The organism is Pseudonocardia sp. CA-142604, from assembly GCF_050948475.1.
In the GTDB taxonomy this organism is placed as follows: domain Bacteria; phylum Actinomycetota; class Actinomycetes; order Mycobacteriales; family Pseudonocardiaceae; genus Pseudonocardia; species Pseudonocardia alaniniphila.
Genome location: NZ_CP192045.1, coordinates 5611159 through 5634754 on the forward strand (window position 1 = coordinate 5611159; position 23596 = coordinate 5634754).

The 23596-nt window shown below is 71.9% G+C and carries 24 protein-coding genes; 11 read left to right on the forward strand and 13 right to left on the reverse strand.

Annotated elements, in window-relative coordinates:
• Nucleotides 1-247 precede the first annotated feature (247 nt).
• On the forward strand, nucleotides 248-946 hold the full coding sequence (locus ACQPZQ_RS25410) for a TetR family transcriptional regulator (protein WP_433284651.1): 699 nt from the start codon (nucleotides 248-250) through the stop codon (nucleotides 944-946).
• A gap of 84 nt (nucleotides 947-1030) precedes the next feature.
• Here the strand turns inward: ACQPZQ_RS25410 and ACQPZQ_RS25415 are convergent, their stop codons facing one another.
• From ACQPZQ_RS25415 to ACQPZQ_RS25435, 5 genes are all read right to left on the reverse strand, one after another.
• On the reverse strand, nucleotides 1031-1645 hold the full coding sequence (locus tag ACQPZQ_RS25415) for a dihydrofolate reductase family protein (RefSeq protein WP_433284653.1): 615 nt from the start codon (nucleotides 1643-1645) through the stop codon (nucleotides 1031-1033).
• A 245-nt stretch (nucleotides 1646-1890) separates the two neighbouring features.
• Nucleotides 1891-3150 (reverse strand): ornithine--oxo-acid transaminase, encoded by a 1260-nt coding sequence (rocD, locus tag ACQPZQ_RS25420; protein WP_433284655.1) that lies wholly within the window; start codon nucleotides 3148-3150, stop codon nucleotides 1891-1893.
• Nucleotides 3147-3935, reverse strand: coding sequence for a dimethylargininase (gene ddaH / locus ACQPZQ_RS25425; protein WP_433299362.1), 789 nt, complete (start codon nucleotides 3933-3935; stop codon nucleotides 3147-3149). Before ddaH ends, rocD begins: the two co-directional genes overlap by 4 nt.
• Before the next feature lie 119 nt (nucleotides 3936-4054).
• The gene (locus tag ACQPZQ_RS25430; RefSeq protein ID WP_433284657.1) at nucleotides 4055-4357 is read right to left on the reverse strand and encodes a hypothetical protein; all 303 of its coding nucleotides are present in this window, start codon (nucleotides 4355-4357) and stop codon (nucleotides 4055-4057) included.
• A gap of 68 nt (nucleotides 4358-4425) precedes the next feature.
• The gene (locus tag ACQPZQ_RS25435; protein WP_433284659.1) at nucleotides 4426-4881 is read right to left on the reverse strand and encodes an Lrp/AsnC family transcriptional regulator; all 456 of its coding nucleotides are present in this window, start codon (nucleotides 4879-4881) and stop codon (nucleotides 4426-4428) included.
• A gap of 49 nt (nucleotides 4882-4930) precedes the next feature.
• Here ACQPZQ_RS25435 and ACQPZQ_RS25440 point away from each other — a divergent pair, with 49 nt between their 5' ends.
• Entirely contained in the window at nucleotides 4931-6151 is a 1221-nt protein-coding gene (locus tag ACQPZQ_RS25440; RefSeq protein WP_433284661.1) for an arginine deiminase, read from the forward strand.
• A 33-nt stretch (nucleotides 6152-6184) separates the two neighbouring features.
• On the opposite strand, the gene ACQPZQ_RS25445 is transcribed toward ACQPZQ_RS25440, so the two are convergent.
• The gene (locus ACQPZQ_RS25445; RefSeq protein ID WP_433284663.1) at nucleotides 6185-6958 is read right to left on the reverse strand and encodes a helix-turn-helix domain-containing protein; all 774 of its coding nucleotides are present in this window, start codon (nucleotides 6956-6958) and stop codon (nucleotides 6185-6187) included.
• Between the two features lie 85 nt (nucleotides 6959-7043).
• Here ACQPZQ_RS25445 and ACQPZQ_RS25450 point away from each other — a divergent pair, with 85 nt between their 5' ends.
• Together ACQPZQ_RS25450 and ACQPZQ_RS25455 are read left to right on the forward strand one after the other, a co-directional pair.
• On the forward strand, nucleotides 7044-8012 hold the full coding sequence (locus tag ACQPZQ_RS25450; RefSeq protein WP_433284665.1) for an LLM class flavin-dependent oxidoreductase: 969 nt from the start codon (nucleotides 7044-7046) through the stop codon (nucleotides 8010-8012).
• 27 nt (nucleotides 8013-8039) lie between these two features.
• Nucleotides 8040-9212: an ROK family protein gene (locus tag ACQPZQ_RS25455; RefSeq protein WP_433284667.1), complete on the forward strand. Its 1173-nt coding sequence runs from the start codon at nucleotides 8040-8042 to the stop codon at nucleotides 9210-9212.
• 10 nt (nucleotides 9213-9222) lie between these two features.
• On the opposite strand, the gene ACQPZQ_RS25460 is transcribed toward ACQPZQ_RS25455, so the two are convergent.
• The gene (locus ACQPZQ_RS25460) at nucleotides 9223-11388 is read right to left on the reverse strand and encodes an alpha-galactosidase (RefSeq protein ID WP_433284669.1); all 2166 of its coding nucleotides are present in this window, start codon (nucleotides 11386-11388) and stop codon (nucleotides 9223-9225) included.
• A gap of 119 nt (nucleotides 11389-11507) precedes the next feature.
• Entirely contained in the window at nucleotides 11508-11927 is a 420-nt protein-coding gene (locus ACQPZQ_RS25465) for a MarR family winged helix-turn-helix transcriptional regulator (protein ID WP_433284671.1), read from the reverse strand.
• A 53-nt stretch (nucleotides 11928-11980) separates the two neighbouring features.
• Here ACQPZQ_RS25465 and ACQPZQ_RS25470 point away from each other — a divergent pair, with 53 nt between their 5' ends.
• A complete protein-coding gene (locus tag ACQPZQ_RS25470) occupies nucleotides 11981-12601 on the forward strand; it encodes a TIGR03086 family metal-binding protein (RefSeq protein ID WP_433284673.1) in 621 nt (206 codons plus the stop codon).
• Nucleotides 12602-12899: 298 nt separating this feature from the next.
• On the opposite strand, the gene ACQPZQ_RS25475 is transcribed toward ACQPZQ_RS25470, so the two are convergent.
• Nucleotides 12900-14282, reverse strand: a complete 1383-nt coding sequence (locus tag ACQPZQ_RS25475; protein WP_433284675.1) for a replication-associated recombination protein A — start codon at nucleotides 14280-14282, stop codon at nucleotides 12900-12902.
• Between the two features lie 94 nt (nucleotides 14283-14376).
• Between ACQPZQ_RS25475 and ACQPZQ_RS25480 the strand changes: the two genes are divergently transcribed.
• Together ACQPZQ_RS25480 and ACQPZQ_RS25485 are read left to right on the forward strand one after the other, a co-directional pair.
• Entirely contained in the window at nucleotides 14377-14934 is a 558-nt protein-coding gene (locus ACQPZQ_RS25480) for a Uma2 family endonuclease (protein WP_433284677.1), read from the forward strand.
• Between the two features lie 39 nt (nucleotides 14935-14973).
• Nucleotides 14974-15882: a TIGR03619 family F420-dependent LLM class oxidoreductase gene (locus ACQPZQ_RS25485; protein ID WP_433284679.1), complete on the forward strand. Its 909-nt coding sequence runs from the start codon at nucleotides 14974-14976 to the stop codon at nucleotides 15880-15882.
• Between the two features lie 38 nt (nucleotides 15883-15920).
• Here ACQPZQ_RS25485 and ACQPZQ_RS25490 read toward each other — a convergent pair whose 3' ends face one another.
• Complete coding sequence (locus ACQPZQ_RS25490; RefSeq protein WP_433284681.1) at nucleotides 15921-16523, reverse strand: AAA family ATPase; 603 nt, start codon at nucleotides 16521-16523, stop codon at nucleotides 15921-15923.
• A 198-nt stretch (nucleotides 16524-16721) separates the two neighbouring features.
• Here ACQPZQ_RS25490 and ACQPZQ_RS25495 point away from each other — a divergent pair, with 198 nt between their 5' ends.
• The 4 genes from ACQPZQ_RS25495 (at nucleotide 16722) to ACQPZQ_RS25510 (ending at nucleotide 19864) form a co-directional block, all read left to right on the forward strand.
• A complete protein-coding gene (locus ACQPZQ_RS25495; protein WP_433284683.1) occupies nucleotides 16722-17984 on the forward strand; it encodes a PLP-dependent aminotransferase family protein in 1263 nt (420 codons plus the stop codon).
• Nucleotides 17981-18409, forward strand: coding sequence for an Lrp/AsnC family transcriptional regulator (locus tag ACQPZQ_RS25500; RefSeq protein WP_241038988.1), 429 nt, complete (start codon nucleotides 17981-17983; stop codon nucleotides 18407-18409). The genes ACQPZQ_RS25495 and ACQPZQ_RS25500 overlap by 4 nt, the downstream gene beginning before the upstream one ends.
• Nucleotides 18409-19563, forward strand: a complete 1155-nt coding sequence (locus tag ACQPZQ_RS25505) for an aminotransferase class I/II-fold pyridoxal phosphate-dependent enzyme (protein WP_433284685.1) — start codon at nucleotides 18409-18411, stop codon at nucleotides 19561-19563. The genes ACQPZQ_RS25500 and ACQPZQ_RS25505 overlap by 1 nt, the downstream gene beginning before the upstream one ends.
• Nucleotides 19564-19651: 88 nt before the next feature.
• Nucleotides 19652-19864 (forward strand): hypothetical protein, encoded by a 213-nt coding sequence (locus ACQPZQ_RS25510; protein WP_241038990.1) that lies wholly within the window; start codon nucleotides 19652-19654, stop codon nucleotides 19862-19864.
• A gap of 9 nt (nucleotides 19865-19873) precedes the next feature.
• On the opposite strand, the gene ACQPZQ_RS25515 is transcribed toward ACQPZQ_RS25510, so the two are convergent.
• The 3 genes from ACQPZQ_RS25515 to ACQPZQ_RS25525 form a co-directional block, all read right to left on the reverse strand.
• A complete protein-coding gene (locus ACQPZQ_RS25515; RefSeq protein WP_433284687.1) occupies nucleotides 19874-21271 on the reverse strand; it encodes an MFS transporter in 1398 nt (465 codons plus the stop codon).
• A 163-nt stretch (nucleotides 21272-21434) separates the two neighbouring features.
• Nucleotides 21435-22247 carry an SGNH/GDSL hydrolase family protein gene (locus tag ACQPZQ_RS25520; RefSeq protein ID WP_433284688.1) on the reverse strand — a complete coding sequence of 271 codons (813 nt, stop codon included), beginning with the start codon at nucleotides 22245-22247 and terminating at the stop codon, nucleotides 21435-21437.
• A gap of 151 nt (nucleotides 22248-22398) precedes the next feature.
• Nucleotides 22399-23592, reverse strand: coding sequence for a hypothetical protein (locus tag ACQPZQ_RS25525; protein ID WP_433284690.1), 1194 nt, complete (start codon nucleotides 23590-23592; stop codon nucleotides 22399-22401).
• Nucleotides 23593-23596 lie beyond the last annotated feature (4 nt).

The following is a 23596-nucleotide window of genomic DNA, read 5'->3' on the forward strand; positions in this document are numbered from 1 at the left end:
CTGCCGCCTGCCCTCCGTTGGGCGTGGTGGCGGGTCGTGCCGTCGTACTCAGGAGAAACCGGACAGCCGACAGATACCTGCGATCCCCCGACGGCAGGGCCGGCGTCCGATGTCCCCTCGTGCCTTCGCACACCTGCCGTGCCCAGCAAGGTGATCGAAGTCGTTCTACCTTCAAGTACGCAGTTTGGGTGACACCCCAAGTTGGAGTCAAGAGAAGTTCGACGGACGGTTAGTTACTCTCCGGTCAATGTCTGCGATCGATCAACCCCATCCGCGCGATCCCCGCGCCCGAGCGGCACAAACGAAGCGCGATCGAACACGCCGAGCGTTACTCGATGCCGCCGACGCGGCGTTCGCTTCACACGGCTGGGCGAACGCGAGGATGGAAGACATCGCTGCCGCTGCGGGTGTGAGCGCGGCCACCGCCTATAACCATTTTCCGACGAAACATGCGCTCGTGGGACACATCTTCCGGCCGGTCGTCCTGCCGCTCCTGACGCAGGCGGAGCAGGACGTCGCGACGGCCAGATCCATGGTCGACGCCCTGTGTGACCAGGTCAGCAGCCTGACCCGGATCACCTTCCGGTTCCGGTCCCTCACCGCGTCGTTCTGGTCGGCCGTGCAGGAGTACACGATCAGGGTGGCCGGGCCCGCCGACCCCGCCGACGAGATCGATCCCCGAATCCTGGCGCCCGTCCCGGTCCCTATTCAGATGCTCATCGAGCACGGGCAGGGAACCGGAGAGCTGCGACCATTCCCGAGCGCCATCGAAGTGAGTGGACTGATTGTCAACATGGCATTGATCCGCAGCGTCAACCGGCCGCAGGAGTCGCCGGAGTTCACCTGCGAGATGTTACTGACCGTAATGTTCGGCATGCTCCGACCGGAACTGCTCGTCGATGCGGGCGACGACGGGCGGCCGTTCCGCAACCGGCTCCGACCGTGATTACATCCTCGCGCGCCGCTCGGCGACGGCGCGGTTCCGTTGAGCGATTCTCCCTGCCGTAGCCAGCCGGGGCCGAGGGTGCGCCTACTCCGCGGTTCGGTACGTGCCGTAGTCGGGCAGCTCCGCCGATTCGTACGTGTGCACGGTGAGCCCCGCCGCTGTGGTGCCGTTGCTGACCAGTCGCAGGCCGGTGCGCGCCGCGCCGTCCGGGAACAGCCGCCTGCCGGAGCCCACCACCAGGGGGGCGATCATCAACCGGATCATGTCGATCAGCCCGGCGCCCAGCAGCGACTGGGCAAGCCGCGCGCTGCCGTGGATCTGGAGCTCCCGGCCGGGCTGCCGCTTCAGCTCGGCGACCTGCGCCACGACATCTCCGGACAGGATCGTCGTATGCGCCCAATCGGCATGGCGCAGGCTCTGGGACGCCACGTACTTGGGCATGCTGTTCATCTTGCCGGCGAACGGGTCGTCCGGATCGGAGAGCGGCCAGAAGCTCGAGAAGCCGGCGTAGGTACGAGCGCCGAACAAGCACGCATCCGCTTCGTCGAACCACGACCCGGCCATCTGGAAGAAATCCTCGTCCAGGTAGGGCATGAGCCAGCCGCCGCGTGTGAACCCGTCGCTGCTGTCCTCGTCGGGAGACCCAGGGCTCTGCGAGACACCATCCAGCGAGAGGTACCCCGTCAACGTCAATCTCACCAGGCTTCTCCTCGTCCGCGGCACCGGCGCACTGGCCACGCCGAGGACCGGCGCCGTCCGGGAAGCTCGTCGGCACGCCAGGGGTCCAGCCGCCTTCCCCGAGCGCGCCGACCCACGCTTGCTGATCTTAACGTCGCACCGGGTCGCCGGATGTGACTCACGTCCGGCGCCCGGCTTGCCCGTGTCGTCTCCTACCGCCGGTTCGGCGAGAAGATCACTCCTGTGGCGCGGCGATCGGGACGGACTCAGCGCAGCTCGGCCAGCGCACCGGCCAGCGCGTCGACCGCGAACGCCACTTCGTCCTGGGTGATCACCAGGGGCGGCGAGAGCCGGATCGTGGAACCGTGTGTGTCCTTGACCAGGACACCGCGCCGGAGGAGCGCCTCGCCGACGTCCCGCCCACTCCCCAGCCGCGGGTCGACGTCGACACCGGCCCAGAGCCCGCACCCGCGCACGGCGACCACGCCATCGCCCACGAGCCCCGCCAACCGACCCTGCAACACATCGCCCAGGTGGGCCGCCCTGGCGAGCATCCCCTCCGGGCCGGTGTCGGTCAGCAGCTCGATCACGGCTCGGCCGACCGCGCACGCGAGAGGGTTGCCGCCGAACGTGCTGCCGTGCTGCCCCGGCCGCAGCACCCCGAGCACCGCGGAGTCCGCGACCACGGCCGACAGCGGCACGATCCCGCCGCCGAGGGCCTTGCCGAGCAGGTAGACGTCGGCGTCGGTTCCCGCACCGCGGGTGGCCAGCACGTGCCCGGTGCGCCCGAGCCCGGACTGCACCTCGTCGGCGATGAACAGGACGCCCGTTTCGTCGCAGATCTCTCGGACCGCCGCCAGATATCCGGCAGGTGGGACGACCACGCCCGCCTCGCCCTGCACGGGCTCGATCAGCACCGCGACCGTGTCGGGCGTGATCGCCGCGCTCAGCGCGTCCGGATCGCCGTAGGGGACGATGTCGAAGCCGGGAGTGAACGGCCCGAACCCGCCGCGTGCGTCCGGGTCGGTGGAGAAGCTGACGATGCTGATGGTGCGCCCGTGGAAGCCGCCGTCCGCGACGACGATCCGCGCGCGTCCGGGAGGTACGCCCTTCACCTCGTAGCCCCACTTGCGCGCGACCTTGAGCCCGCTCTCGACCGCCTCGGCGCCGGTGTTCATCGGCAGGACGAGCTGCTTGCCGACGAGCGCGGCGAGCTCCGCGCAGAACGGGCCGATCTGGTCGCTGCCGAACGCGCGGCTGGTGAGGGTCACGCGGTCGAGCTGGCGATGGGCTGCTGCGACCAGCGCGGGGTGGCGGTGGCCGAAGTTCAGTGCGGAGTAGCCGGCCAGGCAGTCGAGATACCGGCGGCCCTCCACGTCGGTGACCCAGGCGCCTTCGGCGTGCGCGACCACCACCGGCAGGGGGTGGTAGTTGTGCGCCGAGTGCTCCTCCATGAGCATCTCGTGGTGTGCGGTGGCGTTCCCGCCCGCAGCGCCGGTTGCCGTGCCGTCCTCGATGATCGTCATGGCCGTACCTCCAGCGTGCAGCACTTCGGTCCGCCGCCGCCCTTCCGCAGCTCGGACATCTCGACCGGGACAGGGACGAACCCGCGCGCGGCGAGCTCGGCGGCGAGCTGGGTCGCCTCAGCGGGCAGGACGACGTGCCGACCGTCGCTCACGGCGTTGAGCCCGAGCACGGCGGCGTCGGCCGGGCCGGCGACGAGCGCACCGGGGAACCGCTCGCGCAGCACCGCCTGGGACTCCGCGGTGAACGCCTCCGGCAGCCAGGCGATCGTGTCCTCGTCGAGCACCGCCATCGCCGTGTCGAGGTGGTAGTAGCAGGGATCGACCAGCTCGAGCGACACCACGGGCCTGCCCAGCACGGCTGCCGCCTCGGCATGGGCTCGCGGGTCGGTGCGGAACCCGGTGCCGGCGAACACCACCGCACCTGCCCGGCCGCCCAGCACGAGCAGATCGCCCTCCCCCTCGTTCACGAACTCCGGCTCGACGACCCGCGTGAAACCGGCGGCCCGGAACCACTCGCGATGCGCAACGGCCTCCGCGGCCCGCTCACGGTGGCGAAACCGTGCGCCGAGCACGACACCGCCGACGACGGTGGCGCCGTTGGCCGCGTAGACCATGTCGGGCAGGCCCGGGACCGGATCGCGCAGGTCGACCCGGTGGCCGAGGTCGAGGTAGGTGCGACGCAAGGCGTCCCACTGGGCCATCGCCAGGTCACGGTCGACCGGGACGCCGGGCTTCATCCACGGGTTGATCGCGTACTCGACGGCGAAGTGCACCGGCGCGCACATGAGGTAGTGGCGGCGGGTGGCGGTGCGCTCGGCGGGTTCGCTCGCGCGGGGCAGGACGCTGGTCACGGGCTCGCTCCACGAGGTGTACGGGGGTGGCCGCGGCGTCGGGACCGGGACGTTCACCAGGTTAGGAACGGGCCGGGTGGCGGACAATTGCGATGTGTTGCCCGCTTGCGCGGAATCGTTGCGCAATGATCGCGCCAGATGCAGGTTCGTTGCGCCTGGCGGACGCCCGGCCGGCTCAGGCGACGAGAAGCTGTGCGGCCCGCTCGGCGATCATGACCGTCGGTGCGTGGGTGTGGGCCGAGGTGGTGGTCGGCATAGGAGCTGATCAGCTTCGCGAACGCGGCCCGGTCGGCGAGTTCGAGTCCGAGTTCCACACCGGCGACCAGCACTGACACGTCGTCGGGGTGGGCGAGCATGTTCGGCTGGATCTCGAGCGGTGCGTCGGGCTCCGATCCGGTCAGCCGGACGCTGCCCGGCGGAGGGATCAGTGCGGGAGCGGCGCGACGGGGCGGCGGAGCAGCGGGGAGAGCACGAGCACCGAACGGGTACGCGCCACGAAGGGCTGGGCACCGATCTGTTCGAGCACCTGCTCGAAGTGGCGCATGTCGGCGGCGAGGATGCGCAGCACGGCATCGGCGTCGCCCGAGACGGTGCTGGCGTCCACGACCTCGGGGAACTTGGCGACGGCGGAGCGGATGGTGGCGGGCGCGGTGCTGATGCGGCAGTAGAGCTCCACGTAGCCCTCCACCGACCAGCCCAGCGCACCGGGGTCGAGCCGCACGGTGAACCCGGTGATCGCCCCACCTGCCCGCAGGCGGTCGACCCGCCGCTTCACCGCTGACGCCGAGAGTCCGACGCTCGCGCCGAGGTCGGCGTAGCTCCGGCGCGCGTCGTCCACGAGCAGCGCGATGAGGTCCTCGTCGAGCCGATCGAGTTGCACGCGCTCATCCTGCACGCCGAGCGGGCCTGGCACGTGCAGGATGTCCGGCATGTACCGCGTGGATTCGGAGGTCGGGCCGCTCCGCCAGGTGATCCTGCACCGCCCCGGGCTCGAGCTGAAGCGGCTGACCCCAGGCAACAAGGACCGCCTGCTGTTCGACGACGTGCTGTGGGTGGCCAGGGCGCAGGAGGAGCACGACCGTTTTGCGGCACTGTTGCGGGAGCGCGGGATCACCGTGCACCTGTTCGGCGAGCTGCTGCGGACCACGGTGGAGATCCCCGAGGCGCACAAGTACATCCTCGACCGGATCTTCGACGACCGCGTCTACGGGCCGCTCGCCATCGACGCGCTGCGCAACTGCTTCGACGCGATGGACGTCGACACCCTCACCGACCACCTCATCGGCGGGATCACGAAGCGCGAGGTGATGGACCGCATCCCGGAGCCGCGCTCGATCGCCTTCCACGTGCTCGCTCCCGACGACTTCGTGCTGGAACCGCTCCCCAACCACCTCTACACCCGCGACACGTCGGCCTGGCTCTACGGCGGTGTGGCGATCAACAGCATGCGCAAGAAGGCCAGGATGCGCGAGACCGTGCATTACGAGGCCGTCTACCGCTGGCACCCGCTCTTCGCCCGCTCCGACTACGCGATCTGGTCCGAAGGCTCGGCGAACGGGCCCGCGACCACCGAGGGCGGCGACATGCACGTGCTCGGCGGAGGGGCCGTGCTGATCGGGCTGTCGGAGCGCACCACCCCCGCAGGCGTCGAGCGGCTGGCCACGCGGCTGTTCGGCGGCGGCGAGATCGACCGGATCGTCGCGCTGCGGATGCCGCAGCAGCGGGCGTTCATGCACCTGGACACCGTGATGACGATGGTCGACCCGGAGACGTTCGTGGAGTACGCGGGGCTGGGCGAGCTGCCCGCTTACACCGTGCGACCCGGCGACTCGGAGAAGGAGCTCGACGTCACCGACCACCCGCCGGAGCAGATGCACGAGGCGATCGCCGCGGTGCTCGGGCTCTCGTCGGTCCGGGTCCTGACCCCCGAGCAGGACGTGCACGCCGCAGCCCGCGAGCAGTGGGACGACGGGTGCAACGCATTGGCCGTGGCGCCCGGCGTCGTGGTGACCTACGAGCGCAACGTCACCACGAATACCTTCCTGCGCAAGCACGGGATCGAGGTGCTCGACATCCCCGGCGGCGAGCTGGGCCGGGGACGGGGCGGGCCGCGGTGCATGAGCTGCCCGATCGTGCGCGACGGCGCATGATCGCCGCGCGACGCGGGCGGACGACCGTGCCGCTCAGCCGGGCAGCGGCCCCCACGCGGCGAGGGCCTGCGCGGTCGCCGCGTCCGCGGGCAGGAACGCCTCGAGCTTCAGCTCCGCGAGCGTGACGTCCACAGCGGTCGCGAAGGTCGTCACGGTCGTGATGAGCCGCAGCTCGCCCCGTTCGGACCGCAACCGCAGCGGTACGGCGAAGCCCAGGTGGTCCGGCCCGACAGCGGCAGGCGGCACGTACGACTCGAGCTCGGCGCGCAGTGCGGCCAGCCGCTCGTCCGGGCCGCGTTCGAGTGCCTGGTCCAGCCGCTCGAGGACGTGACGAGCCCATTCGGCGAGATTGACGATCCGTGGGGCGAGCCCCTCGGGGTGCAGGGCAACGCGATAGGCGTTGGCGGGCGCAGCCAGCAGGTCGGCGGAGACCCCCTCGGTGAGCAGCCCGAACGGCGCGTTCGCCGCGACCAGGTCGCCGTGGCGGTCCACGACGATCGCCGGATAGGGCCGGTGGCCGTCGAGCACGGACCGCAGGGCGTCGCGCACCGGGGCGAGGCCGGGCTCGTCGAGGCCGGTCTCGGGGTAGGCGGGTGCGAATCCGGCGGCGAGCAGCAGCGCGTTGCGGTCGCGCAGGGGCAGTTCCATCGACTCCGCGAGCCGCACGACCATCGCCCGGCCGGGCGCCGAGCGACCGCTCTCCATGAAGCTGACGTGCCGTTGCGTCGTGCCTGCGCGCAGAGCCAGTTCCAGTTGGCTGACCCGCAGCCGGGTACGGCGCCCGCGGAGCGCGGCCGGAAAGTTCACGGGGTGTTCCTAGCCCTCGGGTGCGCCGTCCGCCATTCCCCCGGGGGAATTGCCGCTGCGCACCGGCCGAACGAGCCTCTGCGGCATGGATCTCGTTCGGACAGGTGTGCTGCTGCCGCTCAAGGCGGAGCAGTGGGCGGGTGCGGACCCGCGGGAGCTGGTGGATCTGGCGGTCCGGGCGGAGCGGGCAGGCTACGACTCGGTCTGGGCCAACGACACGCTGCTCGGCGCCCACATCGACCCGCTGACGGTCCTCGCCGCGGTCGCGGCGGTGACCGAACGGATGACTCTCGGCACCGCGGCGCTGCTGCCCGCGTTCCGACGGCCCGTGCAGGCCGCCAAGGAGATCGCCTCGCTCGACCTCCTGGCGGGCGGACGCCTGGTGCTCGGCGTCGGAGCCGGTTTCCCCGGGCGCTCCGAGCCGGAGTACGCGGCGTCGGAGGTGCCGTGGCCGCGCCGCTTCGCCCGGCTCGACGACACGGTGGCGCTCTGGCGGCAGCTGTGGGCCGCGGAGGGACCCACCTCGTTCACCGGAGACGTGCTGCGCTTCTCCGACGTCCCGGCGGGCACCCGCCCGTACCGCAGCGGTGGCCCGCCCATCTGGCTCGCCGGGGCCACCCCCGCCGCGCTGGCCCGGACCGGGCGCCAGTACGACGGCTGGCTGCCCTACCCGCCGGAGCCGGCGACCTACGCCGCCGGTCTCGCCGACATCCGCACCACCGCCGCCATGGCGGGGCGGCCGGATGACGCCATCACGCCGGCGCTGTTCGCCACGGTGCTGCTGGCATCCGACGTGCCGTCGGGGCTCCGCGCCGTCGACGAGTTCTGCCGGGACAACTACGGCCTTCCGCTCGAGGTGGTCGAGCGGATCCAGACGATCGTGGCGGGACCGCCCGAGCACGTGGCCGCGGGACTCCGCCGGTTCGTCGAGGCCGGGGCCCGTCACATCGTCCTGCGCATCGCGGCGCCCGGCCTCGACGGGCAGCGGGACCACCTCGACCGGCTCGCCGACCTGCTGCTCGACGTACGCGACCCGGTGACATCGACGGTCTGACGAGAGCACGAGCGGTAGTGTTCGCGCGTGAGTTCCGTCGCGGAAGAAACTGGGGTGGCCGGCGACTGGACCACGCTCGACGGCAGCCAGCAGCGCGTCGCGGTGGAGGTGCTGCGCCACGGCCCGCTCCCCCGCGCCGAGCTCGCGCGCCGGCTCGGGCTCTCCCCCGGCTCGCTCACGCGGCTCACCCGCCCGCTGGTCGACTCCGGCCTGCTGGTCGAGGGCACCAGCGACATCCACACCCGTACCGGACGACCCTCGCTCCCCTTGGACGTGCAGCCCTCGTCCCGCCGGTTCATCGGCGTCAAGATCACCGGCGACGCCTTGTTCGCCGTGGTCACCGACCTGCGCGCCGCCGTCCTCGCCGAGCACGAGGCGCCGCTCCCAGGGCGTGGGCCGGAAGCCGTGGTGGACGCGGTCACCGATGCTGTCGCCCGGATGCGCGGGGAGCACGGCGAGGTGGCCGGGCTCGGCGTCGGCATCGGCGGGCGGGTCTCGGAGCGCCGCGACGTCACGAAGGCGCAGTTCCTCGGCTGGCAGGAGACGGTGCCGCTGGCGGCGCGGCTGCAGTCGGCCACCGGCCTGCCCACCGTCGTCGAGAACGACGTCCGGGCGCTCACCGTGGCCGAGCACTGGTTCGGCGCCGGTCGGGGGCTGCAGTCGCTGGTGGTCGTGACGATCGGCGTCGGCGTGGGATGTGGGATCGTCGTCCACGACCGGCTGGTCGAGGGCGCACACGGGGCAGGCGGGTCGGTCGGGCACCGGCCGCTGCCGGGCTGGGCGATGTGCGCTCAGGGGCACCGCGGATGTGCCGAGGCCGTGCTGACGTCCGGGGCGATCACCGCCGCCGTCGGCCAGGCGCTGGGCAGGTCCGTGACCTACGACGAGGTGCTGGAGCTCGCCGGCGCGGGGCAGCCCGCGGCCCGCCGCGCCGTCGCGGACGCCGGCCGGGCCCTCGGCCTACTCGTGGCCGACATCGCCGGCCTCGTCGACCCGGACCTCGTGATTCTCACCGGTGAGGGCGTCGGCGCGGTCGACATCGCCAGGGCCGAGCTGGCCGCTGCTCTGGAGGAGAGCCGCGACCCGGCGGGACCGCAGATCCGGGTGGACGTGCAGCCGTTCCCGTTCACGGAGTGGGCACGCGGGGCGGCCGCGGTGGCGGTGCAGGCGCACGTGCTGGGGCCTGCCGCGCCCGTGTGAAGCCGCGCCGTCAGCGGGTGTCCACTGCCTCCGCCCGCAGCAACAGCAGCTGCTCCGGGTTGAGCGCCGGAGCCCGCAGCCCGACCGCACCCAGCACCCGGCCGGGCAGCTCCACCCCGTCGGCGAGCCATGCGGGGGGCCGACGCTGCCGCAGCGCGGGCGAATCGCCCGGTGGCTGCGTCCGCACCCGGTAGCGCCGCTCGGGGTCGAGGCCGGGCAAGCGCAGGGCGCCGGGCACGGCGGTCACCGGCGTGGCCAGCTGGACCAGCGCGAACAGGGCGGCGGACCGATCGGCCGCCACCACTCCGTGCAGCGCGAACGACGGGTCGTGCTGGTCGGCTCGCACCACAGTGCCGGTGTGCAGCAGACCGCGGACGTCCTTGTAGAGCTGCACCCACGCGGCCAGCTCCTTGCGCTCCTCCGGGCTCGCGGTGGTGATGTCCCACTCGATGCCGAACGAGCCGAAGAGAGCCGTCCCGGCCCGGAACGACAGGTCGTGGGTGCGGGCCGTGGAGTGCGAGCGTGGCGATCCGACGTGCGATCCGACGAGCTCGGGCGGCAGCAGCTGAGCGGTGTAGCGCTGGATCTGCTGGCGTTCGAGGGGGTCGATGTTGTCGCTGGCCCAGATCCGATCGGTGCGCTCCAGGATCTCCATGTCGACGCGCAGGCCCCCCGACGAGCAGGACTCGATCTCGACGTCCGGATGCCGGGCGCGCAGCTCGTCGATCAGCCGGTACACAGCACGGGTCTGCGCGTGGACGCCCGGCGTGCCGAGCGGTCCGTGGCCGGCGTCGAGCAGGTCGCGGTTGTGGTCCCACTTGAGGTAGGCGATCGGGTACTCGGTGAGCAGCGCGTCGAGCCGCTCCAGGACGTAGGCGAACGCCTCGGGCCGGCTGAGGTCGAGCACCTGCTGCGACCGGGAGAGCAGAGGCTGACGCCCACCGGTCGCGAGGATCCACTCCGGGTGGGCACGCGCGAGATCGGAGTCGGGGTTGACCATCTCGGGCTCCACCCACAACCCGAACTGCATGCCGAGCCGCCGCACCTCTTCGACCAGCGGGTGCAGGCCCCGGGGCCAGACGCCCTCGTCGACGTACCAGTCGCCCAGACCCGCCGTGTCGTCGCGGCGGTGGCGGAACCAGCCGTCGTCGAGCACGTAGCGCTCGGCACCGACCTCGGCGCCGGCCCTGGCGAGCTCGACGAGCCGGTCCAGGTCGTGGTCGAAGTAGACGGCCTCCCAGGTGTTGAGCACGACCGGGCGCGGGGTGCGCGGGTGCTGCGGGCGCGAGCGCAGGTGCGTGTGGAAGCGCGCGGCGACGCCGTCGAGGCCCCGGCCGTACGCGGCGTAGACCCACGGGCCCGCGTAGTGCTCGCCGGGAGCCAGCGCCATCTCACCGGGGAGCAGCAGTTCGCCGCCGCCGAGCACGGCGTGCCCGGTCGACAGTCGCTCGGCGTAGGAGACGTGGTTGCCGCTCCACGCGACGTGCACCGCCCACACGTCACCGTCACGGAAGCCGAAGCCCGCGGTGCCGGCTGCGAGGATCAGCGGCGCGTCCGGTCCGGTGCGACCGCGCCTGTTCTCCCGCGCGTGCACCCCGACGACGAACGGCGCGCGCTGCGGAGCCCGCTCCTTGCCCCAACGCCCGGCCATGTCGAACAGCTCGGTGGCCTCCGGCGGCACCGGGAGCGCGACGGCGAGACCGTCGACGACGAACGGCTCCGGGGCCGCTCCCTCCGGAACGGCGACCGTGGCCCGCTGGCGCAGCAGCCCGGACGCCAGCAACTCGATGTCGAGCCGGACCTCGAGACCTGCCTCGTCGTCGCGGCCGACCGCGCGGACCTGTCCACCACCGTGCGGACCGGGCTCGACGTCGAGCGCGACGAGGGTGATGAGCGGCGACCAGGCGCCACCCGCACGGTGCCCCGCGAGCCCCGGCCTGCCGAGCCACCCACTCGCCTGCTCGGGCACGACGCCGACGCGCGCCCCCTCGTCGACATCGTTGGGCACGGTGCCGGGGACCGCCGCCGCGGCGAGCCCCGCGAGGTCGGAGGCGTCCAGCTCACCGAGGTCGGGGCCCCAGTGCAGCACGGCAGGCAGGCACAGCCCGTCCGTGCCGAGGACCACGCTCACCCCCGCTGCCCTGAGGTGGACGGGGCCGGCAGGGGTGGGGGGCATGGCCGCTCCGGACGTCGTCGTAGTGCTGATCGCGGATATGTTTTACGACAAAAGTTAATAGCGGTCAACGGCAGCCTCGGACGCTCCACCGGACAGCGGGTCCAGCGGCAGACATGTCCTCAGCGAGCGGTGTCGGCCAGGCGATCGAGCACGGCCACGAACACGGCCCGCTCCGTGGGATCGATGGCAGCGAGCATCTCGGCCTCCACCCCACGTATCCCCGCCCGGCAGGACCGCACCAGGTCACGGCCATCGTCGGTGAGCGCGACGATCCGGTTACGACGGTCCGCCGGGTCCGGGGTGCGACGGAGCAGGCCGCGCGCTTCCAAGCGATCGAGGATCGGGATCAGCCGCGTCTTGTCCCTCCCGACGGCGGCCGCGAGCTCCGACTGCGTCGGCGCCGCCCCCTCCTCGAGGGCGCTGAGCACGGCGTAGTCCCACATCTCGACGTCGTGAGCCTGCAACACCGGCGTCTCCGCCTCGATCATCATCCGCGTCAGGCGGGCGAACGCGGCCCCGAGGTCGTGACGCTGCTCCATGTGGCGCGACGATAGTGCTTGACCAATCGTCTACCGAAGTAGATAGTCTCCTCATGGATATCATTGAATTGCACCGACGGGCCGTCGCCTCCGTCGCGCCGGTCCTCACCCGGGTCCGCCCGGTCGATCTCGGACTTCCCACCCCCTGCGCCGGCTGGGACCTGCGCGCGCTGCTGGAACACATGACCGGGCAGGACCACGGCTTCGCGGCGGCCGTGCGCGCGGGGAACGAGACCGACATCGACATCGACGCATTCGCCCCGCGTTCGCTCGGGGACGACCCGGCCGCGGCCGCCACTGCATCGTCGGCCGCGGCCGGGGCCGCCTTCGCCGAAGCCGCCACCGACCCGGCCCGCACGGTCTGGCTGGCCGAGTTCCAGAGCCGGCTCCCGCTGGGACAGGTCGCCGGCTTCCACCTGATCGACACGCTCGTCCACGGCTGGGACGTCGCCGTCACGCTCGGGCTCGCCGTCGACTACGACGACGACCTCGTCGCCGCCGGTCTCACGGTCGCCGAACAGGTCCCGACCGGCGGCTTTCGGGAACAGCCCGGATCACCGTTCGCCCCGGCCCTGGAGGCAACGGGATCAGACCCATGGGAGCGCGCCCTGACCCTGCTGGGACGAGACCCGCACTGGACCCCCACCCGCCCGACCGCCACCCCCACCCGGTAGCCGCCCCCCGGCGCAGCGCACCGCGCGAACGGCCGGCCCGTACGCACGAGGGGGCATCTCGCACGATCACCGACGGACGCACCACAGGGCAACCCGGCTCAGTCAGGGCAACCCGCGACGAACGGCCCGTCCGCCCGACAGGACCGCACCACCGAGCCTCGTTCAAGCAGCAGCGAGCCAGCCCCCGCAGAGCAGCTCCAGGAAGTGGACGATCGGCCCACCCATCCACGAGGACCGCACCACCGACCTGCTCGTTCGATCAGCGGCGAACCCGGAACCCGCGCAGCGAATCCGGGGCTCAGTTCTCGCCGCGGATCGCCCGGCGCAGCTTCGGGAGACGCTCGGCCAGCAGCCGCTCGCCGCCCCGGCCGGTGGGGCGGTAGTAGTCGCGGCCGACCAGGGCGTCGGGCGGGTACTGCTGCTCCAGCACCCCCTCGGGAGTGTTGTGGGGGTAGCGGTAGCCCACGGCGTTGCCGAGCTTCTCCGCCCCGGCGTAGTGGCCGTCGCGCAGATGCGGCGGCACGGCGCCGGTGGCCCCGGCACGCACGTCGGCCATCGCCTCGTCGATGCTGGTGATCACCGCATTGGACTTCGGGGCGGTGGCCAGGTGCACGGTGACCTGGGCCAGCGCGATGCGGCACTCCGGGAGCCCCACGAGCTGCACCACCTGCGCCGCGGCGACGGCCGCCTGCAAGGCGGTGGGGTCGGCGAGCCCGATGTCCTCGCTCGCGTGCACCATGAGCCGCCGCGCGATGAACCGTGGGTCCTCCCCCGCCACCAGCATCCGGGCGAGGTAGTGGAGCGCGGCGTCGGCGTCGGAGCCGCGGATCGACTTGATGAACGCGCTGATCACGTCGTAGTGCTGGTCGCCCTGGCGGTCGTAGCGGACGGTCGCCTCGGTGACCGCCCGTTCGACGGCGGGCACGTCGATCTCGGTGGCGCCGGTGCCTGTGACGCCGTCGGCGGCCGCCTCGAGCGCGGTGAGGGCGCGGCGGGCGTCGCCGGACGCGAGCCGTACCAGCGCGTTCTCGGCGTCGGACGTGAGCTCGACGGCGCCGCCGAGCCCGCGCGGATCGGCGACGGCCCGGCGCAGGAGCGACCGCACGTCGTCCTCGGTGAGCGACTGCAGCTGCAGCACCAGCGAGCGGGAGAGCAGCGGTGACACGACCGAGAACGACGGGTTCTCCGTGGTGGCGGCGACGAGCAGCACCAGCCGGTCCTCCACGGCACCGAGCAGCGCATCCTGCTGGGTCTTGGAGAACCGGTGCACCTCGTCGATGAACAGCACCGTCTGCTGGTCGAGCCGGTCGCGGCGCCTGCGGGCGTCGTCGATCACGGCGCGCAGCTCCTTGACCCCGGACGAGAGCGCCGAGAGCGCGACGAAATGCCGGCTGCCCACGCCGGCCAGGAGCCGCGCGATGGTGGTCTTGCCGGTGCCGGGAGGGCCGTAGAGCAGCACGGACGCGGCTGCGCCGCCTTCGACGAGCCGCCGCAACGGGGCGCCGGGCCGCAGCAGGTGGGCCTGGCCGACCACCTCGTCGAGCGAGCGCGGGCGCATCCGCACGGCCAGGGGCGCGGTGGTACGCGCCGGATCGCCGCCGACGTCCTCCGTGGGGCTGGCCGGCTCCGGCTCGTGCAGCTCGAAGAGACCCTCCGCCCCCTCGCTCATCTCCGTGCTCATCGCATGCAGCCTGCCATCCCGGTACGACGAGTTCGGAATCCGCCCGAGATGTCGGGGCGGCGTGGAATCATGCCGCGGTCGGAAGGAGACGGCGATGACCCTGTCGTGGCCGAACCACCTGCTCACGCTCGACGAGTGGGAAGCGCTCCCCTGCGACGAAGGGTTCCGGCTCGAGCTCGCGGAAGGGGCGCTCGTGATGTCGCCCAGGCCGTCGTCCTGGCATCAGAAGGCGGCGATGCGTCTCGGCTACCGACTCGACGAGCAGCTGCCATCCGACATCACAGCCCTGCCCAGGGTCGAGGCTCTCGTCACTCGCGACCCACTCACGATCCGGGTCCCCGATGTCGTTGTCACAGCCACCGCATTGTGCGAGGCGAACCCGCCCCGGCTGTCCGCGGCCGACCTGCTGCTCGCCGTCGAAGTGCTCTCGGATGGGACGCGTCGGGTCGATCGGGTCCTGAAGTTCTCCGAGTACGCCGAGGCGGGGATCTCGCAGTACTGGATCATCGACCTGGGCCGGCCGAACAGCCTCACCGCGTATGTGCTTGTCGACGGCGACTACGAGCTCTCCGGCGAGCACACCGGCATCGCCGACCTCGACGTCTCCGGACATCGCGTCACCGTCGACCTCGCCGCACTCACCCAGCGCTGACCGATGTCGATCGCAGCCGGTCCCGTTCGTCAACAGGTCATGGAACTCGGCATCGCGCTGCCCAACGGTGGCGCCACTGTGGTCGCAGACGATCTCGTCCGGCTGGCGACGGGTGCGGAGGCGGCAGGTCTGCACTCGGTCTGGGTGATGGACCGCTGGCTACGCCCGCGCAGCCCCGTCACGATTCCCGGCGTGCCCGTGCCGGTCGAACTGCCGGCGGACAGCTACGCGTGCGTCCTCGATCCCCTCGACGTCCTCGCCCACCTCGCCGCGCTCACCCGCCACGTCCTGCTCGGCACGAGCGCGGTGCTGGCGCTGCTGCAGCCGCCGGTGCTGCTCGGCCGCCGGCTCGCAACCGTCGACCAGCTCTCCCACGGGCGGGTCGTCGCCGGCCTCGCCGCCGGGTGGATGCGCGAGGAGTTCGGCGCCGCCGGCACACCCGCCGGCAACACAGGACTGCGCCTCGACGAGCATCTCGCGGCACTGCGCGCCGTCTGGGGCCCGGACCCCGTCGAGATCCCCACGGGCTCGCACCCGGTGCCGCCGTCGGACATCGGCCCGAAGCCCTTCCGCCGCGCGGCGATCCCGATCCTCCTCGGCTACAGCACCACAGCGGGGATTCGGCGGGCGGCCCGTGTCGCCGACGGGCTCCACCCCTACCGCACCGACCTCGACGAGCTGGCCGCCGACCTCGCCGTCTTCCGGGCCGCAGCAGCCGAGGCCGGCCGGGATCCCACCGCATTGCCGGTCGTGCTGCGCGGCGACGCCGTACCCGACCAGGACGCCGGCGAGGGCCGTCCGCTGTTCCGCGGCACCGTCGAGCAATGGGCGCAGGACGCCCGCCGGGTGGCGGAGCTGGGGGTCAGCCAGATCGTGCTGCAGGTCGCCGCACCACCCGAGGCCACGCTCGACGCCCTCGCCGACCTGCGCGAGCGTCTCGACCGCTGAGCCGGGCTCACGCAGCGGAACCGGGAGCACCGGCGCCGTCAGTCGAAGCGGATGTGCCGCAATCCCGTGGCGTACCGACGGAGCCGCCCGCGCAGCAGGCTGTCGGTGTTCGGGCCGATCGACAGGCCAACCGAGCGCGCGATGTGCTCGGCCACCTGCGGAATCGGGAGGTGGTCGGTGCGGATGTGCTCCGCGAACTCCGGCTCTCGGAGCCGCTCCAGACAGTCGTCGAGCCGCTTCACCGCGAAGCTCTCGCGCTTCAGGCCGCGGCCGAACCCCCGCTCCCGCAGGCGCCTCAGCACGGTGCCCCGCTCGGCGAGGAGCGCGAAATGGCGCACCTCGTGCCCGTCCTCGCGCAGCCGCCCGACGATCTCGTCGAAGTAGAGCGGGTGCACGAGGGTCATCGGCGCGATGACCGGGCCGTCGTGCTTGCGGAGCACGATGTCGAGCACCTCGTGCACGCCCTGGCGCCACGCGGAGAGATCCTGGAAGTCACCACGCAGCACGGGCGGCATCGTGCGGTGCAGCCCGAAACCGACGTGCTCGGGATCGCACACGATGCTGCCCGGCAGCCGCCGGCGCAGCTCGTACGCCGTTTGGGTCTTGCCACCGCCGAACGGGCCGTTGATCCACAGCAGCATGCGTTTGACCGTATCCCGGCAGCTTCAGGGCGATCGCCCGACTCTCCTCCCATTTCCTGGGAACCAGGTTCCGCATCGCAGGAACGTGAGGCATGCTGTGAAAGGTCGGATCCCCAACCGAGGTCCGGCACCGTCTCGCCCTGTCGATCCAGGACGACCAGATTCGTCCCTGCATCGACGTCCGAAGGCGAGATCTCCGTGACCGTCCACCTCTCCAGCCGGCTGCGCGACGTGCGCGGTTCGGCGATCCGCGACCTACTGGCTCTCACCGCTCGCGACGACGTCATCTCTCTCGCGGGCGGCTTGCCCGGCACCGAACTGCTGCCCCGCGAGCGGATCGCCACCGCGCTCGCGACCGCGGCCGCAGACCCGGCGAACCTCCAGTACGGCGAGACCATCGGGCTACGACAGCTGCGGGAGGTCCTCGCGGCGACGGAGGGCGCGCGGCTCGGGCGAACCCTCACCGCCACCGACGTGGTGGTGACCAGCGGCTCGCAGCAGGCCCTCGACCTCGTCGCCCGCACGATGATCGACGCGGGTGACGTCGTGGTCGTCGAGGACCCGGTGTACGTCGGCGCTCTCCAGGTGTTCCAGGCCGCAGGCGCAGCGCTGCACGCGGTGCCGGTCGACGCCGACGGCATGGACGTCGACGCGCTCGCCGACCTGCTGGCCGGAGGCCTGCGCCCCCGGCTCGTCCACACCGTCAGCAGCTTCCACAACCCGCGCGGGGCGACGCTCGACGACCGGCGGCGGGCCATGCTCGCCGCGCTCGCCGACCGGTACGGCTTCGTCGTGGTGGAGGACGACCCGTACGGTCTGCTCTCCTTCGAGGGGCCACCGCCGGTGCCGGTGGCCGCCCACGGCGATCGCGTCGTCCGCCTGGGGAGCGTGTCGAAGGTCGTCGCGCCCGCTCTGCGGGTCGGTTGGCTGACCGGGCCCGCCCCGCTGCTGGCCGCGGTGGAGCGGCTCAAGCAGTGCAGCGACCTCTGCGGCTCCACGCTCAACCAGGCCGTCGCCGCCGAACTACTGTCCGACGTGCCCTGGTTCGAGGGGCACCTGGGCATGCTGCGTGCCGCGCTGCGCGACCGGGCAGGCACGCTCACCGAGGCCGTCCGCGAGGCGTTCGGGGACGCCGTCACCTGCTCCGTTCCCGCAGGCGGCATGTTCTGCTGGCTGGAGTTCACCGACGGGACGCGCCCCGCCGAACTGCTCCCCCACGCCCTCCGGAACGGCGTCGGGTTCGTGCCGGGCGACGCTTTCGCCGTGAACCGGCCGCTCGACGACGCGGCACGCCTCTGCTTCGCGTCGAACCCGGCCGCGGTACTGCGCACGGCTGTGCACCGGCTGGCCACCGCGTGGCGCGAGCACCGACAGTTGCGACGTAATGTCGAGTCGTGCGGCAAATCCTCGAACTGCTGGAGCGTGACGCCCAGCTCTCCCATGACACCATCGCGACCATGACCGGCCTGCCCGTGGCCGAGGTGAGCAAGGCGATCGCGGAATGGGAGGCGTCCGGCGCGATCCGGCGCTACAAGGCGGTCATCGACTGGGACGCCGTGGACGATGACCCGACGAGCGAGATCGTCATCGCGTTCATCGATGTGTCCCTCGCTCCGGCCCGAGGCGTCGGCTTCGACGACGTCGCCGCCCGGATCGCCCGCTTCGACGAGGTGCGCAGCGTCCACCTCGTCTCCGGCGGCCACGACCTGCGCTGCACCGTCACCGGGCGCAGCATCCGGGCCGTGTCGGACTTCGTCTCCCAGAAGCTCTCCACGATCGACCGCGTGCGGGCCACCGCCACGTACTTCGTGCTGAAGACCTACAAGCGCGACGGTGACTCCTTCACCCCTGCCGAGCAGGACCATCGGCTCCCGGTGACCCCCTGATGAAGGAGCTCAACGCCGTCATCGCCGCCTGTCCCCCGTCGGGGATCCGGCGGTTCTTCGACATTGCCGCCGAGATGGACGACGTGATCTCACTCGGAGTGGGCGAGCCCGACTTCGTGACGCCCTGGCACGTGCGCGAGGCGGGGATCTACGCGCTGGAGAACGGCTACACCACCTACACGTCGAACGCCGGGCTGCCGCGCCTGCGCGAGCTGATCTGTGCCGATCTCGCGTCGCGCTACGGCGCCGACTACACCCCCGACGGCGAGTGCCTCATCACCACCGGCGTCTCCGAAGGGCTCGACCTCGCACTGCGCGTGCTGCTCAACCCCGGCGACGAGGTGATCGTTCCCGAGCCCTGCTACGTCGCCTACGAGCCGTGCGTCGCCTTCGCCGGCGGCGTGCCGGTGCGGGTGCCGACCCGCTGGGAGGACGACTTCGCGATCGACGCCGAGGTCGTCGCCGCGGCGATCACACCCCGCACGAAGGCGATCGTTCTCGGCTCCCCCGCCAACCCCACCGGTGCCGTGCAGCCCCGCAGCGCGCTCGAAGCCCTCGTCCGGCTCGCCGAGCAGCACGACCTCTACATCGTCTCCGACGAGATCTACGACCGCCTCACCTACACCGGCACCCACACCTGCCTGGGCACGGTGCCCGGCGCGCGCGACCGCACGGTGCTGCTCGGGGGGTTCTCGAAGGCCTACGCGATGACGGGCTGGCGGGTCGGCTGGATCTGCGCGCCCCGGCCCGTCGCCGAGTTGTGTGTGCGCGTGCACCAGTACACGATGCTGTGCGCGCCGCACGTCTCGCAGCTCGCGGCGGTGGAGGCACTGTCGGGGCCGGACGACGCGGTGCAGTCGATGGTCGCGGACTACGACCGGCGGCGTCGGGTGTTCGTGAAGGGCCTGCGGGAGATCGGCCTCGACACTCCCGAGCCGCAGGGCGCCTTCTACGCGTTCCCGTCGATCCGCCGCTCCGGTCTCGACTCGGAGGCCTTCGCCGAGCAGCTGTTGCGTGCCGAGCACGTGGCCGTGGTGCCCGGCAGCGTGTTCGGCCCGTCCGGAGAGGGACACGTGCGCTGCTCCTACGCCACCGCGTTGCCCCTGCTCGAGGAGGCTCTCGTACGGATCGACCGCTTCCTCGGCTCGCTCTGACGGACCTCCGGTAGTCGGACGTCCACGCACCGTAACCTTTGCGTCGGGTTCACAGCCCCGCAAAGCCGCACCACCAGACTCCAGTGGCATGGATACACGCCCTTGCCCCTTGTGCAGCCGCCCACGGACACCGGCCGATGCCGCCGGTCTCGCCTGGAGCAGTCAGCACGAGGCCGACGGCTCGATCACCTTCATCTGCCCCACGTGCACCCGTGCGCAGCTGTGGCGGATCGAGGCGATGCTCGCCGTGGCCTCGCCGACCGCGCCGCTCGCCCCGCTTCCGCTGCGCCCCGCGGCCTGACCGGGACGTTCACTCCGGTGAACCGGCCTCGCGCAACGTGTGCAGGCGCGCGATGATCGGAGCCACCAGCACCACGACCGCCATCACGACGAAGGCCGTGGCGATGTGCCCGCTCGCCTGGTAGACGGTGCCGAAGACCGCCACCCCGACCACGAAGCTGAACTGGATCACCGTCGTCGCCATCCCGCTGGCGTCGGGGATGTTGGCGGGCCGGACGTGGGCCACCGTGAGCGCGAACAGCGGGGAGAACGACGCCCCGTAGCCCAGGCCGCACACGCCGAGCACTACCTCGGCGGCTGCCACGGGCCAGCGCTCGCCTCTGGTGAGCCAGGCCAGAAGGAGGAGCGCTGTACCGGCGACGGCCACTCCGCCGATGAGGAGCGCTCGCTGATACCCGGGCCGGACGAGCGACGGGATCACCCCGCCGATGCCGAAGCCGACCGCGAGCGGCAGGAGCGCGTATCCCGCGACCCCGGCCGTGCTTCCGTGCCGGACCTGGAGGTCCGCCGCGACGCAGAACAAGATGCCGGTGTAGGGGGTGCCGACGAGAAGCAGCCCGAGCAGGCCGGGACGGACGCCCCTGGTGGTGAACAGGGCAGGTTCCACCAGCACCGGCCGGCCTCGGCGGCTGGTACGCCGCTGGTGAGCGGCGAACACCGCGAGCACGGCGACGCCTGCCACCACGGCAGCGATGCTCCACGGCGGCCAGCCGCTGTCGGTGCCGAGCGTCAACGCCGAGGTCATGAGGATTCCGCCGCAGGTCAGCAGCACCACACCCGGAACGTCGAGGCGCCGCTCGACCACCGGGACGCGCGGCAGCACCAGCGCTGCCACAACGAAGAGCACGATGCCGATGGGCACGTTGACGAGGAACACCGAGCGCCAGCCCAGTCCCAGGAGATCGAGGTCGATCAGGCCACCTCCGGCGGCCAGCCCGACGGCTCCTCCGATCGAGATCATCGCGCTGAAAGCCGACAATGCGCGGGCCCGCGCAGAACCGGTGAAACTGATCTGGATGACCGACACGATCTGCGGAATCATCAGTGCGGCGCCGATTCCTTGCACCGCCCGCGCCCCCACCAGCACAGCGGCAGAGGGAGCCGCGCCCGCCGCTGCCGACGCAACCGTGAAGACGACAACCCCCGCGAGGAACATCGGCCGCCTGCCACGATCGGCACCGATGCGGGCACCGGTGATCAGCAGACTCGCGTACAGCAGGGTGTAGGCCACGATCGCGAGCCGGACCGTTCCCGCCGATACCTGCAGCTCCGTGCCGATGTCCGGGGCCGCGACGTTGCCGACGGTGGTGTCCAGCGACGCCATGAACTGGCCCACCAGCACGACGACCAGGGTGACCCATCGGTGCCGCGCGCGGGCGTTCGACGGGACGGCGACGTGGGACGTCATCACAGCCCCTTCCTCGTGAGCGGGGCCGCACAGAGGACTCCCGAGTCGGCAGCGCCTGACGCCGACGAAATTCGAGCCTAATCGCGCACCTGGTCGACGATGAGTGACGCTGATCGCGCTCGAACGAATCCGGGCTGAACGAACAATGCGAATAATGTGCAGGTCAGCAATCGGGTGTCGGACCGCGGCGGATGGCGACGGTGGCGGGCCGGCGCACCAACTCGCCCACCAGGCTCTGCACGATCACCGGGCCGAGGTCGCGTCCACGCCGGGCCAGCCAGGGCACGCCCTTCACCACCAGCCAGGCCGTCCGCTGCACAGCCGTCACCTCACGCCCGCCCGCGCACTCCAGGCTCACCGGATGCGGCACGGCGAACCCCGCGCCGGAGAGCAACTCCGCAAACCCCGCCGCGAGCATCCGGTGCCCGCGCTCCGAGGGGTGCAGCCGGTCGACCGACCACGCCGAGCGCTCGTAGCCACCAGGCAGCAGGTCCAGATCCAGCACACCGATTCCCGCCGGGTCGGTGGCCGCCACCGCGTCGATCACGCCGTTGAGCGCCACGATCCGCCGGTACAGGGCCCGCCGCAGCGGCGCCGGCAGCCGGAACACCCGGGTGTGGTCGTGGTAGCGCACCATCAGGACGTATGTGCCCTCGGCCCGCAGCGCGCCCACGATCGCGGCGCAGTCGTCGTGCAGTTGCTGGGGGTCGAAGTCGGAGCGCAGCGTGTCGTTCATCCCGACCGACAACACCGCGACGTCCGGGCTCGCGGTCAGCGCCCCGGGAAGCTGGTCGTCGCGCACCCAGGACATGCGGGCCCCGGTGCACCCGAGGTTGAGCAGGGTCGAGGCGCCGAGGGCATCGCGCAGCAGCATCGGGAAGCCCCGCCAGCCCCCGCCGGGCAGTGGATCGCCCAGCCCCACAGCTGTGGAGTCGCCGAGCGTCACCAAGGTTGCAACCGACCTTGGGCCTGGCACCGGCGGTATGATCGACACGGACGTGGCGGACGCGAGCAGCGGCTGCAAGGTCACGCCGACACCATCACCGACGTCGACTCACCTCGGGTGTGCGTCGGATGACCGGCTGTGGGCGGATTAAGGAACGATCGGTGCTCTGACCAGCAGGGTCTCAGGCCACCGACCGGAATGCCGGGTACACCGGCAGCGAGCCGGGGGCGTCGGGGAAGCGCTTCACCAGCGCATCCGCCACCAGCGTGCCGAGTTCGGCCGTGGCCGGCAGCCCACCGACAGCAGCGGTGCGGGACATCTCCCGCCAGTAGTGGGCGATCGCGGTGCTGATCCGCGGGGACCGGGTGGGGTCCTGTCCGACGGGCATGTCACGCACGCGGATGCGGGGCAGCAGCCACCACGTGCACAGCCACACCCACAGCAGCTGTGCGTGCAGCAGCCTGTGCTCGAGCCGATCGGGCTCGTCGAGATCCGGCCAGACCGCGGCGATCTCGTTGCGCCACGCCTCGAGCATCGTGTCGGCCAGCCCCGGAGGCAGGGCGAAACTCGCCTCACAGCCGGGGAAGGGGACACGGAAATAGGCCGCGTCGAGCGCGACGTCGCGGAAGCAGCCCCATTCGAAGTCGACGAACCGGACCCCCCGGCTGGTGACGAGGTTGTTGTCCGGGCAGGTGTCCGACGGGCTGAACGCGCGGTAGCGGGTGCCCCCCAGCAGCCGCGCGGTCTCGTGGGCCTCATGTACGGCCGCGGGCGGCACCGTGACCCCGAGCTCCTGCTCCAGCAGCCCCGCGACGCCGGCCAGCGCGACACGCGCGTCCTCGGCCATCGGGTCGCGCCAGGCCCGCTCCCCCAGCCTGCGCAACAGGGCCCCGAAGTCGTTCTCGCGGCCCGCCGTGGCGGCCTGCATCCGCCCGAGCGCCCGGGCCCAGCTCAGTAGGCAGCGCTGCGCGGCGGCGGGGTCGGGACCGAACAGCTTGTCGGCGAGCGTCGAGCTGCGGCCGAGGTCCTCCATCACCAGCAACCGGCTCTGGGGGTCGTGCGCGATCAGCACCGGACTGGGCCGCGCATCCGTCGGCAGCGCCGTGAACAGCTGGCAGCTCGCCACCTCGTAGTGGAACGGGTCGGGCCGGTCGGGATCCGGCCGTCCGAGGTAGTGCTTGACGACGAGCGTGCGCGGCAGCGAGAACGGGTTGCGAGCCACTCGCGCCCGGGCCACCACCGACCGGTCACTGCCCCCGAGATCCTCGGGGTCGGCCAGTACGATGCCGGCTCCCGACCGGCGGGTGAGGAGCCGCTCGGCAGCGGTGAGCGCAGCAAGTACCGGCCTGGGGAAGCTACCCAGGTCCTGAACCATCGTC